This is a genomic window from Rubrobacter marinus (assembly GCF_011492965.1).
Taxonomy (GTDB): domain Bacteria; phylum Actinomycetota; class Rubrobacteria; order Rubrobacterales; family Rubrobacteraceae; genus Rubrobacter_F; species Rubrobacter_F marinus.
Genome location: NZ_CP045121.1, coordinates 2,322,099 through 2,337,243 on the forward strand (window position 1 = coordinate 2,322,099; position 15,145 = coordinate 2,337,243).

General features: G+C 72.3%; 15 protein-coding genes. 2 read left to right on the plus strand and 13 right to left on the minus strand.

Annotation, left to right across the window (positions count from 1 at the left end):
• Positions 1 to 274: 274 nt before the first annotated feature.
• The gene (locus GBA65_RS11955; protein WP_166396746.1) at positions 275 to 541 is read left to right on the plus strand and encodes a hypothetical protein; all 267 of its coding nucleotides are present in this window, start codon (positions 275 to 277) and stop codon (positions 539 to 541) included.
• A 6-nt stretch (positions 542 to 547) separates the two neighbouring features.
• On the opposite strand, the gene GBA65_RS11960 is transcribed toward GBA65_RS11955, so the two are convergent.
• From GBA65_RS11960 to GBA65_RS11995, 8 genes are all read right to left on the minus strand, one after another.
• Complete coding sequence (locus GBA65_RS11960; RefSeq protein ID WP_166396747.1) at positions 548 to 1,375, minus strand: carbon-nitrogen hydrolase family protein; 828 nt, start codon at positions 1,373 to 1,375, stop codon at positions 548 to 550.
• 87 nt (positions 1,376 to 1,462) lie between these two features.
• Positions 1,463 to 1,939 (minus strand): hypothetical protein, encoded by a 477-nt coding sequence (locus GBA65_RS11965; RefSeq protein WP_166396748.1) that lies wholly within the window; start codon positions 1,937 to 1,939, stop codon positions 1,463 to 1,465.
• Positions 1,940 to 2,144: 205 nt separating this feature from the next.
• Complete coding sequence (locus GBA65_RS11970; RefSeq protein WP_166396749.1) at positions 2,145 to 3,140, minus strand: bifunctional heptose 7-phosphate kinase/heptose 1-phosphate adenyltransferase; 996 nt, start codon at positions 3,138 to 3,140, stop codon at positions 2,145 to 2,147.
• A 67-nt stretch (positions 3,141 to 3,207) separates the two neighbouring features.
• The gene (locus tag GBA65_RS11975) at positions 3,208 to 3,594 is read right to left on the minus strand and encodes a hypothetical protein (RefSeq protein ID WP_166396750.1); all 387 of its coding nucleotides are present in this window, start codon (positions 3,592 to 3,594) and stop codon (positions 3,208 to 3,210) included.
• Positions 3,531 to 4,118 carry a hypothetical protein gene (locus GBA65_RS11980; protein WP_166396751.1) on the minus strand — a complete coding sequence of 196 codons (588 nt, stop codon included), beginning with the start codon at positions 4,116 to 4,118 and terminating at the stop codon, positions 3,531 to 3,533. Before GBA65_RS11980 ends, GBA65_RS11975 begins: the two co-directional genes overlap by 64 nt.
• 16 nt (positions 4,119 to 4,134) lie before the next feature.
• Positions 4,135 to 5,934: a glycoside hydrolase family 15 protein gene (locus tag GBA65_RS11985; RefSeq protein ID WP_166396752.1), complete on the minus strand. Its 1,800-nt coding sequence runs from the start codon at positions 5,932 to 5,934 to the stop codon at positions 4,135 to 4,137.
• A 111-nt stretch (positions 5,935 to 6,045) separates the two neighbouring features.
• Positions 6,046 to 6,468: a DMT family transporter gene (locus tag GBA65_RS11990; protein ID WP_166396753.1), complete on the minus strand. Its 423-nt coding sequence runs from the start codon at positions 6,466 to 6,468 to the stop codon at positions 6,046 to 6,048.
• A 124-nt stretch (positions 6,469 to 6,592) separates the two neighbouring features.
• Positions 6,593 to 10,141 carry a PAS domain S-box protein gene (locus tag GBA65_RS11995; protein WP_166396754.1) on the minus strand — a complete coding sequence of 1,183 codons (3,549 nt, stop codon included), beginning with the start codon at positions 10,139 to 10,141 and terminating at the stop codon, positions 6,593 to 6,595.
• A gap of 202 nt (positions 10,142 to 10,343) precedes the next feature.
• Between GBA65_RS11995 and GBA65_RS12000 the strand changes: the two genes are divergently transcribed.
• Entirely contained in the window at positions 10,344 to 11,069 is a 726-nt protein-coding gene (locus tag GBA65_RS12000) for a metal-dependent hydrolase (RefSeq protein WP_228281286.1), read from the plus strand.
• A gap of 54 nt (positions 11,070 to 11,123) precedes the next feature.
• On the opposite strand, the gene cobS is transcribed toward GBA65_RS12000, so the two are convergent.
• The 5 genes from cobS to GBA65_RS12025 are packed head-to-tail and all read right to left on the minus strand — an operon-like array spanning position 11,124 to position 15,078.
• Entirely contained in the window at positions 11,124 to 11,876 is a 753-nt protein-coding gene (gene cobS / locus GBA65_RS12005) for an adenosylcobinamide-GDP ribazoletransferase (RefSeq protein WP_166396755.1), read from the minus strand.
• Positions 11,877 to 11,878: 2 nt separating this feature from the next.
• The gene (locus GBA65_RS12010) at positions 11,879 to 12,385 is read right to left on the minus strand and encodes a bifunctional adenosylcobinamide kinase/adenosylcobinamide-phosphate guanylyltransferase (RefSeq protein ID WP_207955716.1); all 507 of its coding nucleotides are present in this window, start codon (positions 12,383 to 12,385) and stop codon (positions 11,879 to 11,881) included.
• A gap of 14 nt (positions 12,386 to 12,399) precedes the next feature.
• A complete protein-coding gene (locus GBA65_RS12015; protein ID WP_166396756.1) occupies positions 12,400 to 13,494 on the minus strand; it encodes an aminotransferase class I/II-fold pyridoxal phosphate-dependent enzyme in 1,095 nt (364 codons plus the stop codon).
• Entirely contained in the window at positions 13,487 to 14,449 is a 963-nt protein-coding gene (cbiB, locus tag GBA65_RS12020) for an adenosylcobinamide-phosphate synthase CbiB (protein ID WP_166396757.1), read from the minus strand. The genes GBA65_RS12015 and cbiB overlap by 8 nt, the downstream gene beginning before the upstream one ends.
• Positions 14,446 to 15,078: a hypothetical protein gene (locus tag GBA65_RS12025; RefSeq protein ID WP_166396758.1), complete on the minus strand. Its 633-nt coding sequence runs from the start codon at positions 15,076 to 15,078 to the stop codon at positions 14,446 to 14,448. The genes cbiB and GBA65_RS12025 overlap by 4 nt, the downstream gene beginning before the upstream one ends.
• Positions 15,079 to 15,145 lie beyond the last annotated feature (67 nt).

A 15,145-nucleotide genomic window follows, 5' to 3' on the forward strand; every position in this document is an offset into this window, starting at 1 on the left:
CAGCGGAGGTCGCCGAGCACGGGTTGCAGCCCCTGATTCGGGCACCTCCGTCGTGGCTCTCCTCGTCGGGTCGAAGGCGGCTACGATCGAGCGGGCATGCGGCTAGCTCGGGTGCTGCGGAGCCTTTCGGTTCTCCGTGGTGGGCTCCCGGGTTGGTGCGGTCCCCGGCGTAGGGTCGTTGTGGATTGGGTACGCGGGATAACGGTACGGTTGCCGCAAGGGGTCGCGCCCGACCGGCGCGGCGTCCCCGGCAGGGACGATGGACGAGGAGAGGATGGATCTCATGGCGCTTGTGGCCCGCGGGAGGATCGAAGACGCGAACGCCGGCACGTACGCCTTCGCAGCGGATGCCGAATACCTTCTCGCCGGGGAGGAGGGCTACGAGGTGCTCTACCTGCTGCAGGGCGATTCGGAGGAGCTCGCCCCCCACGAGGCCGCCCTCGTCGAGATCACGGGCGAGGTCGTCGGGGCGGAGCCGTCGGGCAAGTACGAGATCCTGGCCGTGCAGTCCGTTCGGAGGATCGACGGCGCCGCGGGGTAGCGGCTCCTACCAGTCGTACGCCTCCGGACGGCGGTTGGCGAGCGCCGGAAAGTCGGCGCGGAAGCGGTCGAGGTAGTCCAGGTCGAGGGTCGCGAGGGCGAAGCCGTCGCGGTCGGGGCACTGGGCGAGGACCGTCCCCCAGGGGTCCACGATCATGCTGCGGCCGTACGTCCGGCGCCCGTCGGCCTTCTGCCCCCACTGGGCCGGGGCGACGACGTAGGCCTGGTTCTCGACGGCGCGGGCACGGAGCAGGAGCTCCCAGTGGTCCTTGCCCGTTGCCAGGGTGAAGGCGGCCGGCACGGCGAGGATCTCGGCGCCCCGGAGCGCGAGGAGGCGGTAGAGCTCGGGGAAGCGCAGGTCGTAGCAGACGGAGAGGCCGAGCGTCGCGGGGCCGGCCTTGGCGGCGACGATCTCGTCCCCCGGCGCGACGGTCCGGGATTCCAGGTAGTCGCGGTCCGGCGCCTTGACGTCGAAGAGGTGGATCTTGCGGTAGCGGGCCACGAGCTCCCCCGAGGGGTCGAAGAAGGTGGAGGTGTTGTAGCGGCGCTCCGAGCCCGGCTCTCCCTCCAGAATAGAGCCGCCGAGCACGTAGACCTTCAGCTCGCGCGCGAGACGTCCGAGAAACGCCGTCGTCGGGCCGGGTACGGGCTCGGTGTTCTCCCGGTAGGCCTCCTCGAGGCCGTGGCAGCTCCACAGCTCCGGCAGCGCCACGAGGTCGGCGCCTGCGGCGACCGCCTCGCGGATGAGGTCCTCCGCCACCCCGAAGTTCTCCGCCTTCGCCGGCGTCGAAGACATCTGTATCGCGGCGGCCTTGATCTCCCGTCGCCCCTGCATCGCGCCTCCTCGGTCTCTCCCGCTGCGGGCTACGGGGCAATCATACAGCGCTTCGCCCGCCGCCAGGGACGGTGGAGGCCCGTGCCGCTACGGGACCTGCTCGATGCCGAGCCCCGCGTCCCTCCGGGGCTTCCTGACGAGGTAACGCTCGAGGTCGTAAGACTCGTACATCTCCTCCGAGATGCGGGCGGCCTCCCCGTGGGCGGGCTTGCCGGCCGCCGTCACCGCGTGCCGCCTGCTCTCCCAGAGGCAGAACGACAGGCACTCGCGGCGCTCGTTCACCCGGCCCCTGAAGTAGCGGAGCACGCCGCCGGAAGCCAGGGCCTCGTCGTAGGCGCGGTCGTCGTACTCCTTGAGGAGCCGATCGTCCGCCGCCGCGCGGCGCACGGAACGAAAGACCACGAGGTAGAGATCGACCGCGTCCAGCCCGGCGGCGCACCCCTCCCAGTCGAAGCCATCCCGGATGGGGAGGCTCGCGTACTCCGCGCGTTGGGGGGCGAGACGCCCGAATGCCTCGTAGACCTCGAGGCCCACCCCGCGCGTGCTTGGGACGTGCCGTTCCAATCGAACTCCTCTTCTTTGCGCCTGTCGTGGCCGTTGGTCCCGACGGTCGAACCCGCGCGAAGGGGACGACGTCAGCGCAACATACGTTACCCGCGCACGGCCGCAAAGGATGTGCGCGTGGCGCCGAAAACGCGCGATAGGCGCAAGGATGGCCCGAAGTGTGTAACGGGATCGGGAGAGGTACCGTCGGTCGTGGGGCGACCCTCTACGGCGTCTCGTCGGGCAACGCCCCGAGGAGCTCCCGAAGACCGACCGGGGTCGCCCCGGCGTGGCGGACGCTCAGGCCGCCCGCGACGTTCGCGAGGCTTGCCGCCTCCGCGTAGCCCCCTCCGGCGAGCCGGGCGAGGGTGAAGGCGGCGACGACCGTGTCGCCCGCGCCGGTGACGTCGAAGACCTCGCTCTTGTTGGCGACGGGAAGATGGACGGGATCGGCTCCGGGCTCGAAGAGGCTCATGCCCTCACCGCCGCGCGTGACGAGGAGGGCCTCGGCGCCGAGCTTCGCGCGGAGCACCGCCCCGGCCTTCTCGACGCCGGCCTCGCCGGCGACGTTCATGCCCGCGGCCTCGGCGGTCTCCTCGAGGTTCGGGGTTGCGGCGGTGACGCCCGGGAAGTCGAGCAGGCGGTGGCGGGAGTCGAGGCCGACGTAGCGGCCGTCGGCGAGATCCACGACCACCCCGGATACGTCCGCCGTGAGGGTGCCGTGGCCGTAGTCCGAGAGGACGAAGCCGTCCACGTCCCCGGCGAGCTCCTCGACGCGGCGGATGAGCTCGCCCTCGGCGGCGGGCTCGGGGGCGCCGGAGCCGAGCTGGTCGACCCGGAGGAGGTGCTGGCCGAGGCCGCCGCCGTGCGTGCCCCCGGCGACGATGCGCGTCTTGGTGACGGTTCGGGTTCCGCCGTCCCGGACGACGGCCCCCGTGGGGCAGCCCATTCGGGCGAGGATCTTCAGGAGCTCGTCGCCGTTCGCGTCGTCCCCGATCCAGCCCGCCGGGACGACCTCGGCGCCCAGGGAGACGAGGTTCGCTACCGTGTTCGCGGCTCCCCCGAGCCGGAACTCGTCCCGCTCGTGGTTCAGGATCATGACCGGGTACTCGCGGGAGATCCTGCCCGCGTCCCCCACGAGGTAGTGGTCGAGGCCGAGGTCCCCGACGACCATGACGCGCAGCTTCCCGAAACCCTCGATCAGACGGGCCAGACGCCCCAAAGTACCTCCCTCCGCGAACCGGACAGCGAGAGGGCTGTTCCCCCATCGAGTGCCCGTGAAACGGTTACTAGCCTCCGGCGCCCCCGCCGGCCTCCCAGAACGCCGCCTCGATCACCTGCCCCGCGCGCAGGTCCGGCAGGTCGAGGTGGCGGCGGGCGGCCTCCAGCGCGGCCTCCAGGGGCAGGAGCCCGACGAGCTCCGTCTCCTCGACGCGGGCGCCGTGCCTCCCCGCGGAACGGCGCACGGCGTCGAGGGCGGTGGCGACGGAGGTCTCTTCGAGGTCCGTCAGGTTCATCGAGACCTGAGCCCTCCCCCCCACCTCCAGCCCGAGCGCCTTCACGCCCGGCAGGCCGCCGCTCCGCTCCCGAACCTCCGCGGCGACGGCGCGCGCTACCTCGACGGCGCTCGTGTCCAGGTAGGCGTTGAAGGCGACGAGGAAGGGCCGTGCCCCCACCGCGACCGCCCCGAGCGCGGCGGGAGCACGCCGGGGCCGTAGTCCGGCCTCCACTCCGGGCTCCCCGAGCGCGCGGAGAGGCCCTCGTATCCGCCCCTGCGCACGTCGGCGAGGTTGCGCCGGTGCGGGGCCGACGCGGCCTCGCCATAGAGGTAGACGGGGAGGCCCAACGCCCCGAGAGCCTCCCCGACCCTTCTGGCGAGATCGGCGGCGGCGGCCATCGTCGCGCCGGCGAGCGGGACGAACGGCAGCACGTCGAGGGCGCCCATCCTGGGGTGGACGCCGCTGTGGGCTGAGAGGTCTATCTCCCGCAGGCACGCGCGCGCGAGGGCGGAGGAGGCTTCGAGGAGCGGCCCCTCCTCCCCCACGAAGGTCAGAACGCTGCGGTTGTGGTCCCCGTCGGAGTGGAGGTCTAGGACGGCGACGCCCCTGACGGAGCGCACGGCGTCGGCGATGCGCCGGATCTTCGCCTCGTCGCGGCCCTCGCTGAAGTTCGGGACGGCCTCGTAGAGCTTCTCTCCCATCTTTACGGGGCGTCCTCTAGCGGCTGCCGAGGGCGCGGTCGAGGTGGACGGCGGCGCTGATGAGGGAGAGGTGGGTGAAGGCCTGGGGGAAGTTGCCGAGGGCCTCGCCGGACGGGCCGATCTCCTCGGCGTAGAGGCCGAGGTGGTTGGCGTAGGAGAACATCTTCTCGAGGGCGAGGCGGGCCTCGTCGAGGCGGCCGGCCTTGGTCAGGCACTCGACCAGCCAGAACGAGCACATGCTGAAGCTCCCTCGGGGAGGTCGAGCCCAGGCCGTCGGGGAGGCCTCGCTGACGTTGTAGCGGTCGACGAGGGTGTCGCGGGCGAGCTCCCTCTGGATGTGGTCCAGGGTGGAGATCCAGCGCGGGTCCGTGGGGCCGACGAACTTCACGAGCGGCATGAGGAGCAGGGAGGCGTCGAGGGCGTCGCCGCCGTAGGTCTGGGTGAAGGCGCCCTTCTTCGGGTTCCAGCCCTTCTCCATGATCTCCTCGTAGATCCTGTCGCGCTCCCTCGTCCACCGGCCGTCCCCGGCGGGGAGGCCGCGCTGGTGCGAGATCCTGCCGGCCCTCTCCAGCGCGACCCACGCCATGAGCTTGGAGGAGACGAACTGGTTGGAGCCGCCCCTGACCTCCCAGATCCCCTCGTCGGGCCTCTGCCAGTTGTCGGCGAGCCAGTCGAGGATCTTTCTGAGGTTCTGCCACAGGTCGTAGTCGAGCGGGGCCCCCCACTTGTTGTACAGGTAGGCCGCGTCGAGGACGGCCCCGTAGAGGTCGAGCTGGGTTTGTCCGTAGGCGGCGTTGCCGAGCCTCACCGGGCTGGAGCCCTTGTAGCCGGAGAGGTGATTCAGGACGCTCTCTTCTATCTCCGTGCGGCCGTCGATCCCGTAGAGCGGCTGGAGGAGGCCGTCGGTGTCGCGGTGGCAACGCTCGCGCAGCCAGCCCATGAAGTTTTTGGCCTCGCTCTCGAAGCCGACGGAGATGAGGGCGTAGAGGGCGAAGGCCGCGTCCCTGAGCCAGGTGTAGCGATAATCCCAGTTGCGCTCTCCGCCGACCCACTCGGGTAGCCCCATGGTCGGGGCGGCGACGAGCGCGCCGGTGGGATGGTAGACCATGATCTTGAGGGCGAGGGCGGAGCGGTACACGTCCTCGCGCCACCGGCCGTCGTAGGTGCAGCCGGAGATCCAACGCCGCCAGTACTGCATCGTCCCCTCGAGGTACTCCTCGAACGGACGCCCGCCGTCCACGTCCTCGGGCCCCTCCCCGTCCGCCAGGTTCGCGAGGACGAAGGTGCAGCTCTCCCCCGCCTCCAGCGTGAAACCGGCCCGCACCGACCCCCCCGGGCCCTCCGCGAGCGGCACGTCCGAGCGCAGGCCGAGCGCGGTCGGCCCGCGGAAGACGGCGCCAGTCTTGACGACCGAGACCGTGTGCCCCTGGCGGGCGTAGTCGAAGGCGGGGCGGCACTCCATCTCGAAGGGGAGTTTGCCGCGGACTACCCGGACGTTGCGGACGAGCCGGTGCCGGTCGTTCTGGCCTTCGGGGAGCGGCATGAAATCCAGGGTCTCCGCCACGCCTTCGGCCGAGAGGAAGCGCGTCAGGAGGATGTTCGTGTCCGGGAGGTAGAGCTGCTGGCTCCGCCCGGGGTCCCCGGCGGGCGCGAGCTTGAAGTGCCCGCCCTTCTCGTCGTCTAGGATGGAGGCGAAGACGCTCGGCCCGTCGAACGACGGCAGGCAGAGCCAGTCGATCGTCCCGTCCATCCCCACGAGCGCCGCCGTGTGCAGGTCCCCGATGATCCCGTGGTCCTCGATGGGTAGATAAGACACGCCTAGCCCTCGGCCTCCCGATCGCCCCGTAGCAGCCTCCGGCCGACGGGGCTCATCGCCGCCACGAAGCCCGCTCCCGTTCGATGCCCGCGCCGCGGGGTCGGCCGGGCGCTAATACCGCACCACCAGGACGCCGCCGACGAGGATCAGGGCGACCCCGAGGACGGTGAGGGGGCTGAAGTCCTGCCCGTCGGCCCCGAACACGCCGATGCTGTCGAGGACGAGGCTGACTATAAGCTGCGAGGCGATGACGAGGGAGAGCGTGCGGGCGACGCCGGTCTGTCCCGCGGAGTAGGCGATGCCCCCGAGGATGAACGCGCCCAGCACCCCGGAAGCGGCGGCGAAGCCCACGGCGCGCGCCGTGAACTCCGGCCGGGCGAGGAACGGGTAGACGCCGGCCGCGGCGATCGCCGTCGTCAGCCCCGAGATGGCGACGAGGGCGGTCGGCCCGATCGTGCGCTGCGAGACGGAGGTGAGCGTGGCCTGAAACGCCACCGCTATCCCCACCAGCACCGCCAGAGCAGCGAACTTCAAACTACCTCCCTACACCCGCGACCCGCTCGCCGACCGCCCTAAGATAACAGAGTGGGCCCCGTCGAAGCCGTGGTGCGGCCCGCGCGACCGCGAGCCCGGGCGAGAACCCGCTCGGCCGGCGCGGCTAGCGGCCGCCGTCGACGGCGCCGGTCAGGGAGGCGGCGAGCTCGGCGCAGACGCGCCAGAACTCGTCCTCCAGCTCGGCGATGCGCTCGGCCGCGCCGTCCAGGTCGCCCGACCGGCCCAGGGCCTCTACGCCCTCGGCGATGCGGGCCATCCGGCGCGCGCCGAAGCTCCCGGAGCCGCCCTTCAGGCCGTGCGCCGCGAGCCGGAGCCCTTCGGCGTCGCCGCGCTCGTGAGCCTCGCGCAGCGCCGCGATGCGAGCGGGGGTGTCCTCTTCGAATATCTCGAAGAGCTCGACGAGGAGGTCCGGCTCACCTTCCCCGCGGATGCCGCGCAGGCCGTCCAGCACCTCCCAGTCGACGGAGGGGAAGGCCTCCGCCCCTTCCTCCGTCAGGTCCCTCGGGGGCCGCGGCGCCTCGCGCGCCACCCAGTTCTGCAGCATCCCCTCCAGGGCTTCGGCCTTGACAGGCTTCGCGATGTAGTCGTCCATCCCCGAGGCGAGTGCGGCCTCGCGGTCGCCGCTCATGGCGTTGGCGGTCATGGCGATGATCGGGGTGTGGCGCTCCGAGCCTTCGCGGCGGCGGATCTCGCGCGTCGCCTCGTAGCCGCCCATCCCGGGCATCTGCACATCCATCAGCACCGCCGCGTACGGCACGCGCGCGAGCGCCTCCAGGGCCTCGAGGCCGTTCTCGACGACGTCGATGCGGTAGCCGAGCCTCTCCAGGGTCCTCAGCGCGACCTTCTGGTTTACGGGGTTGTCCTCGGCGACGAGGAGGTGCGGCCGGGCCCCGGCGCGCTTCTCGGCGAGGCCGTGACGGGTGACGAGCGCATCCTCCCCCGCGTCGTCCGGGGGCGTCGTGGCCTGAGCCGTCGAACGGGAGGCGGCGACGGTGGCTAGGGCGTCGCGGAGCTCGACCTGCCGGACGGGCTTCGTGAGGTAGGCGGCGATGCCGGCCCTGCGCGCCTCCTCGCCCTCCCCGCGCTGGCCCATGGAGGTCAGCATCACGAGGCGCACGTCCCGGAGGAGCGGGTCCGCCTTGATGCTGCGGGCGAGCTGGAGGCCGTCCTTGTTCGGCATCTGCATGTCCAGGATCGCGAGGTCGTAAGGCTCGCCGGCGCCGGCGGCGGCGCGGAGGTACTCCATCGCGCGCCAGCCGCTCTCGACCGCGTCGGAGACCATCCCCCACGGGGCGACCTGCTTGCGGAGGATCTTCCGGTTGGTCGCGTTGTCGTCCACGATCAGGATGCGCAGGCCGCGGAGCTCCCCCCCGGGCTCGGCACCACCCTCGGCCTCGGGCCGCTCCTCCAGGCGCGCCGTGAAATGGAACGTGCTCCCCTGCCCGGGGACGCTCTCCACCCCGATCTCGCCGCCCATGAGCTCCACGAGCTGCTTGGAGATGGCGAGCCCGAGGCCGGTGCCGCCGTAGCGGCGCGTCGTCGAGGCGTCGGCCTGGGAGAAGGACTCGAAGAGGCGCTCGAGCTCGGCGGCCTCTATGCCGATGCCGGTGTCCAGGACCTCGAACCGGACGGTCGCCTCGCCGCCCGCCTCCTCGACGAGGGCGGTGCGCAGGACCACCTCGCCCCTCTCGGTGAACTTGATGGCGTTGCCGATCAGGTTCGTCAGCACCTGCCTCAGGCGGAACGGGTCGCCCTTCACGGCGGCGGGGACGTCGTACTCGACGAAGTTTATAAGCTCCAGCCCCTTGTCCTCCGCGCGACCGGCGAGCAGGCGGGCGACCTCCTCGACCGTCGCGCGCAGGTCGAAGCTTATCTCCTCGAGGCGCACCTTCCCGGCCTCTATCTTGGAGAAATCGAGGATGTCGTTTATGACGGAGAGGAGGTGCTCGCCGGAGGAGCGCACGGTCTCCGCGTAGTCGCGCTGCTCGGGGTCGAGGGGGGTGCCGAGGAGCAGCTCGGTCATGCCGATGACGCCGTTCATGGGGGTGCGGATCTCGTGGGACATGTTCGCCAAAAAGTCGGACTTGGCGCGGCTCGCGGCCTCGGCGGCCTCGGCGGCCTCCTGCATCGCCGCTTCGGCCTTTTTGCGTCCGGTGACGTCGCGGATGATGCCGGTGAACAGGATGTCGCCCTCCTCGCGCATCTCGCCCAGGGAGAGCTCCAGCGGGAACTCCTCCCCATCCTTGCGGAGGCCCGCGAGCTCGACGGGGCCCTTCCCCACCACGCGCGCCTCCCCCCCGCCGAGGTAGCGCCGGAAGCCGGTCTCGTGGGCGCCGCGCAAGCGCTCGGGCATCAGGACGCTCAGGGGCCTGCCGACCATCTCCCCGGTCCCGTAGCCGAAGATGCGCTCCGCGCCGGGGTTGAACGAGCGCACGGTCCCGTCCTTCGTCATCGTGATGATGGCGTCGGAGGCGGTGTCCACGACGGCGCGGTGCCGGGCCTCGCTCTCGCGCAGCGCCTTCTCGGCCTCCTTGCGCTCCGAAACGTCGCGCACGGCCGTGACGCGGACCTCGCGGCCCTTGTAGGAGGACAACTTGCCGTGGATCTCGATGGGGAAGGTTGTGCCGTCCCCGCGCAACCCCGTGGCCTCGTAAGACCGCGCGTAGCCGCTGGCGCGGCGCTCCTCGACGAGCTCGCGCGAGGAGGGCGACACGTAGTCGAGTACGTCCCTGCCGACAAGCTCCGAGACGTCGTCGTAGCCGAAGAGCCGGGCGAAGGCGCGGTTGACCTCCAAGATTCGCCCCCCCTCGGTGATGGCGATGCCCTCCAGCGTCGCGTCCGAGAGGGCGCGGAAGCGCTCCTCGCTCTCACGCAGCGCGACCTCGCTCTCCGCGAGCTCCTCCGCCTTGGAAGAGAACCTCCGGTCCACGATGGCGCCGAGAAGGGCGAGGCCCAGGATCACGAGCGTCAGGACGCCGACGCCGAAGCCCAGGACCGGCGCGTCGAGGGCGGATGAAGGGGCCGCCGCGCCGCCCGAGGGGTCGAACTCGGCCGCCGCCATCCCCGTGTAGTGCATCCCGGCGATGGCGGCCCCCATCACCAGGGCGCTGCCGCCCATGAGGAGCCCCGCGTGCGGGGTGCCGCGCCGGTTGAGGCGGAAGGCGAGGTAGAGGGCGGCCATGGAGGCGAGCACGGCGATAAGGACCGAGATCCCGAAGAGGACGGGATCGTAGCTTATGCTCATCCCCATCCGCATCGCGCTCATTCCCGTGTAGTGCATGGAAGCGATCCCCAGGCCCATGATCGGGCCGGCCATGAGCAACGAGCGAGGCCCCACCGCGCCGCGCCCGACCACGAAGAGCGCGAGCCCGGAGGCGCCGACGGCTATGGCGACGGAGAGCAGCGTCCTCGGCAGCCCGTACGACACCGGCGCGCCCATGTCGAAGGCGAGCATCCCCGTGAAGTGCATCGACCAGATGCCCGTCCCCATCGCGAACGCGCCCGCCGCGAGCCACAGCGTCCGGGCCGCGCCCCTGGAGGCCGTGACCCTGCCGGCCAGGTCCAGGGCCGTATACGAGGCGATCACCGCGATCACGTACGAGAGCGCCACGAGACGCCAGTCCCAACTAGCCGCGATCTCTGCGTGATGCATCGCTTGCGCCTTCCTGTCCGGAAAATCTAGGCCCGAGCGGACCGCCCACGCGGCGTCTCCGACCCGGGTACGGATAGTTATCGGCACGAGCAGATACGAGCTTTAACCGGGGCCCTGCGCCCGCGGTTCTCCGGCATGCGCTCGGGGTATACGTTAATCTTGTTTTCGCAGGCATAGGAAGCTAAAGACGGAGGCAGAGACCGTGGAACATCTTCTGGGTGGGACCAGGATCACCTACATGGGTCACGCGACCTTCAGGGTCGTTACGGCGGGCGACGAGCAGATCCTCATAGACCCCTTCCTGACGGACAACCCGCAGACGCCGGACCATCTGAAGGAGATCGGCGAGCTCGACACGATGCTCGTCACCCACGGCCACTTCGACCACTTCGCGGACGCGGTCCCGGTCGCGACGCAGACCGGGGCGACCGCGGTGGCGAACTTCGAGATCTTCTCGTACCTGCAGAGCCAGGGCGTGGAGAACGCGATGCCCCTGAACAAGGGCGGCACCGCCCAGGTCGGCGGCGTGAAGGTGACCGCCACCCACGCCTTCCACTCCTCCTCGATCCAGCTGGAGGACGGCTCCTCGATCTACGCCGGCGAGCCGCAGGGCTACGTCCTGGAGTTCGAGAGCGGCTTCAAGCTCTACCACGCGGGCGACACCGCCCTCTTCGGCGACATGGCGCTCATCGGGGAGCTCTACAACCCGGACATCGCCCTCCTGCCGATCGGCAACCAGGTGGTCATGAGCCCGTTCGAGGCCGCCCACGCCGCCCGCCTCCTCGGCGTCGAGCACGTCGTCCCGATGCACTACGGCACGTTCCCGTTCGTCCCCGGCACCCCCGAGGAGTTCCAGCAGCACCTCGCCCAGATCGCGCCGGGCGTCTCCGTCCACGTGATGCAGCCGGGCGACGACCTCTCTTCGTAGAGCCATCGGCACGTTCGTACCCTGCGGCCGGCCCTTCCGGGGCCGGCCGCTTCTCTATGCCGCCGGCCCCGCTGTAACCACGGCCGAGAGGGCGACGAGCAGCACGGCGCGCGCCAGCTCCCCCGTGGCGCCGCTGACGTCGCCGCTTATGCCGCCGAAGGCCTGCCCGGAGACGCGCAGCGCGGAGAGGGCGACCGCGGGCGCGGCGAGGAGGGCGGCGGCGAGAGCCCCCCAGCCGAGGGGCAGCGCGACGAACGCGGGCAGGACGAGGGAGATCGCGATGGCAACGGCCCTGCGGCCCCCCTTCAGGGCGCGGACGAAGTACGCCGAGGAGGAGCCCCCGGAGGCGGGCCGCCCGAAGGCGAGCACGAGGAGCATCGCCGAGCGGGCGCCGACCTCGGCGGCGAGGAGGGAGAGCGCCGCGAGGTAGGGGGACTCTTCTGCGAGGGAGGAGAGGGCGGCGAGGGTCGGGGCGTAGACGGCGAAGAGCGCGCCCAGCCCGCCGACGCCGACGCGGGCGTCCTTCAAGACCTCGCGCCTGCGAGCGGGGGTGCCGCGGACCATGAGGGCGTCGCCGACGTCGAGGACGCCGTCCGTGTGGTGCAGGCCCGCGGCGAGGAGCGCCGCGACGAGCGCGAGGGAGGCGGCCACGCCCGGCGGGAAGACGCCGAGGAGGATCAGGGCGGCGCCGGGGAGGCCGGTCGAGATCCCGACGAGGGGCAGCCCGTAGGAACTCCGGGCGGCCTCCTCCAGCGTCGCGCCGCGCCCGAGCGGCAGAACGGTGAAGAAGGAGAAGAGGGCGCGCACCGTTACTTGATCCTCAGCGGCACGCCGGCGACGCACAGGTACACCTCGTCGGCCGCCGCCGCCGCGCGCTGGTTGACCAGACCCAGCAGGTCGCGGAAGCGGCGCCCCTCGGCGCTCTCCGGCACCAGCCCGAGCCCGACCTCGTCGCTCACGAGCACCACGGGCTTCGCGATGGCCGCGGCACCCGCGAGGAAGCGGTCGAGCTCCTCCAGCGTGCCCCCGTCCTCCGGGGCGCACATCCGGGCGGAGACCCAGAGCGTCAGCGAGTCGAAGAGGACCGCGCCCCGCCCGCGCGCCGCGTCGAGCACCGGCCCGAGCCCCCCGCCCGAGAGCTCCAGCAGGCCCCAGCCCGCGGGGCGCCGTTCCCTGTGGGCCCCCACGCGCCGCGCGAGCTCCTCGTCCCCGCCGGAGACGACGGCGGTCGCCACGTAGAGCACGTCGTCGCCGCCCATCCCGCGCGAGATCTCCTCCGCGAACGAGCTCTTCCCGCTGCGGGCACCGCCCAGCACGAGGGCGCGTACGGCTATGACGCCTCCTCCAACGCGGCCTCCACGGCGCTCACGAGACGCGCGTTCTCCCCCGCCCCGCGCACCGCGATCCGGCAGAACCGCGGCCCGAGCCCGGGGAACGGGCCGCAGCCCCGCACCAGCACCCCGCGCCGCGCGAGCCGCTCCGGCAGCCCCTCCGGGCCACGCAGGAGCAGAAAGTTCGCCGAACCTGCGTAGACTTCGAGGCCCGGCAGGGCGTCGAGGGCCGAGCAGAGCTCCCCGCGCCTCAGCGCGACCTCGGAGAGCGTCCTCTGCGCGTAGCCCGAGTCCCCCGCCGCCGCGACGCCCGCGGCCGCGGCGACGACGTTCACGGACCACGAGGGCTGGAACGGGCGGACGCGCTCCGGGTCGCGGGCGACGAGGCAGCCGAGCCTGAGCCCGGGCACCGCGAAGAACTTGGTGAAGGACCTCGCGACGTAGAGGTGGTCGTCCACGAGGCCCGCGACGCTCTCGCCGGGCGCGAAGTCCGCGAACGCCTCGTCCACGACCAGCGCCGCCCCGGCCGAGCGCGCCCTCTTTAGCAGGGCCAGCACCTCGCCTCGCGGCGTCAGGTCCCCGGTCGGGTTGTTCGGGTTGCACAGAAAGACGACGCTCACGCCGCCGAGGTCGTCCAGGACGGACGGGTCGAGCCGGAAGCCGTCCTCCCGCCGCCGGGCCACGCGGCTCTCCGGCACGAGCCCGGCGGCCCGCGCCGCGGCGGCGTACTCGCTGAAGGTCGGGTCCAGGACCACGGCCCTCCCCCCGGGTCGGTCCCCGGCCGCCGCGCGAGCCGCCAGAAAGAGCGCCTCGGCCCCCCCGTTTGTCGGGAGCACCGTCTCCCCCCGCACCTCGAGGTAGCCCGCGAGGGCGTCGCACAGCTCGGGGTAGCGCCCATCGGGGTACGCGGCAACCTCCCCGACGAGGGCCTTCTGCGCCGCGTACAGGGCGGCCTCCGGCGGCCCGAGAGGGTTGATGTTCGCGCTGAAATCCAGGAACCCTCCCGGTGGCTCCCCTCCCAGGGCCCGGGCGGCGTCCGCGCCGTGCGCCCCGTGGTGGCGCCCGTCGCCCGTCGAGGCGTAGCCGCTAACCACGGCGCGTACCCCCGGAACGGGAGGCGCCGCGCACGGCGGCGACGCCCGCGAGCGAGAGGAGCACCAGGCCGCACGCCCTGCGCATGAGCCGTGTGGCCCGGGCGATGTCCCCGGCCTCCGGCGGGCGCCCGACGCCCAGGGTCGGGCCCTCGCGCTTCACGCCTCCGTAGGAGTTCGTGCCGCCGAGCGTCAGCCCAAGGGCGCCCGCGAAAGCCGCCTCGGCCCAGCCCGCGTTCGGGCTCTTGGTCCGCGGCCCGTGGGAGCGCGCGACGCTCCAGGCCGCTCCGAAGCGGCCCGAGACGGCCGCGGCGGCGAGCGCCGTGGCGCGGGAGGGGGCGAGGTTCGCCCAGTCGTCGAGCCTTGCAGGGACGAGGCCGAGGTCTCCGTGGACGGGCGTCTCGTGGCCGACCATGGAGTCCATCGTGTTCACGGCCTTGTACGCCAGGGCGCCGGGCGCCCCGAGGAGGAAGCCGTAGAGCATCGGGGCGACGACGCCGTCGGAGGTGTTCTCGGCCACGGACTCCACGGCCGCCCGCGCGACCTCGCCCGGGGACATCTCCTCGGTGTCGCGCCCCACGAACTCCCCGACCCGGGCGCGGGCCCCTCCGAGGTTGCCGCCGTCGAGCTCCCGGGAGACGGCCGCCGCGGCCTCCCTCAGGCCCCGCATCGAGACGGTGGTGGAGAGGAGGAGGATCTCGGCGGCGGGGCGCAGCCCGTCGGGGACGAGCGCGAGGAGGGCGCGGGAGAGCGAGAACGCGAGGGCGGGGAGCGCCGCGGCGAGCGCCAGGCCCGCGAGCCGCTGCCGGGGGGCACCCTTCAGGGCGAGGGCGCGTCTCTCGTAGAAGGAGATGGCGTGGCCCATCGAGACGACCGGGTGGGCGGACGCCGGGGGCTCGCCCAGGAGTTCGTCGACGGCGAGGGCCGCCGCTACGCAGCCCGCGCGGCCCAGCGTCACGCCCCCGGCGTGCCCTCGGCCGCGCCGCTTCGTGGGGGCGCGTCCTCCCCGGCGTCGCCCCTCTTGCCGAAGGAGCCGCGCAGGGCGCCGACGATCGCGCCGACCGTGCCGAGCAGGATCGAGCGCAGGACGAGGTTTGCGAGGGAACGGCCGACATCCCGGGGCTCGGGCGGCTGGAGCCCGGCCTCGATCTCCCCGACCGGCGGGAGCGGCGGGGGCTCGTCGAGCCTGCCGGCGACCTTCGCGTTGTACTCCAGGATGTAGGGCGCGGCGTCGCTCGCGTAGGCGCGCACGTTGTCCGCGAGGACCGTCGAGTTCAGGCCGGTGGCGACGAGGAGCGCCAGCCCCGCCATGACGGAGACGACCGTCGCCGCGAGCGCCCCGTCCCGCAGGAGCAGGGAGCGGTACGGCACGTCCGCCTCCACGCGCACCGGGCGGACCCGGAGGGCGGCGAGGATGCTCAGGAAGAGAAAGGCGGCCAGCGCGGCCTGCGTGCGGAACGTCTCGATGACCGTGAGGATCCAGTTCGGCAGGTCTCCCGGCGTGATCAGCAGGTACCGCAGATCGGCGACGAGCGCGATGACCACCGCCACCAGCCCGTAACGAAACCCCGTCCTAAGCGGGCTCAACGAGCCCTCCCCTGTTCTCCTTCTCGCTCACGAGCATGAGTTTACAGCCGCCGCCCGCCGCCCGTCA

Coding starts and splice junctions, on each gene's coding strand:
- GBA65_RS11955 (WP_166396746.1), top strand. CDS start 275: ATGGATCTCATGGCGCTTGTGGCCCGCGGGAGGATCGAAGACGCGAAC.
- GBA65_RS11960 (WP_166396747.1), bottom strand. CDS start 1,375: ATGCAGGGGCGACGGGAGATCAAGGCCGCCGCGATACAGATGTCTTCG.
- GBA65_RS11980 (WP_166396751.1), bottom strand. CDS start 4,118: ATGGGAGAGAAGCTCTACGAGGCCGTCCCGAACTTCAGCGAGGGCCGC.
- GBA65_RS11995 (WP_166396754.1), bottom strand. CDS start 10,141: ATGCATCACGCAGAGATCGCGGCTAGTTGGGACTGGCGTCTCGTGGCG.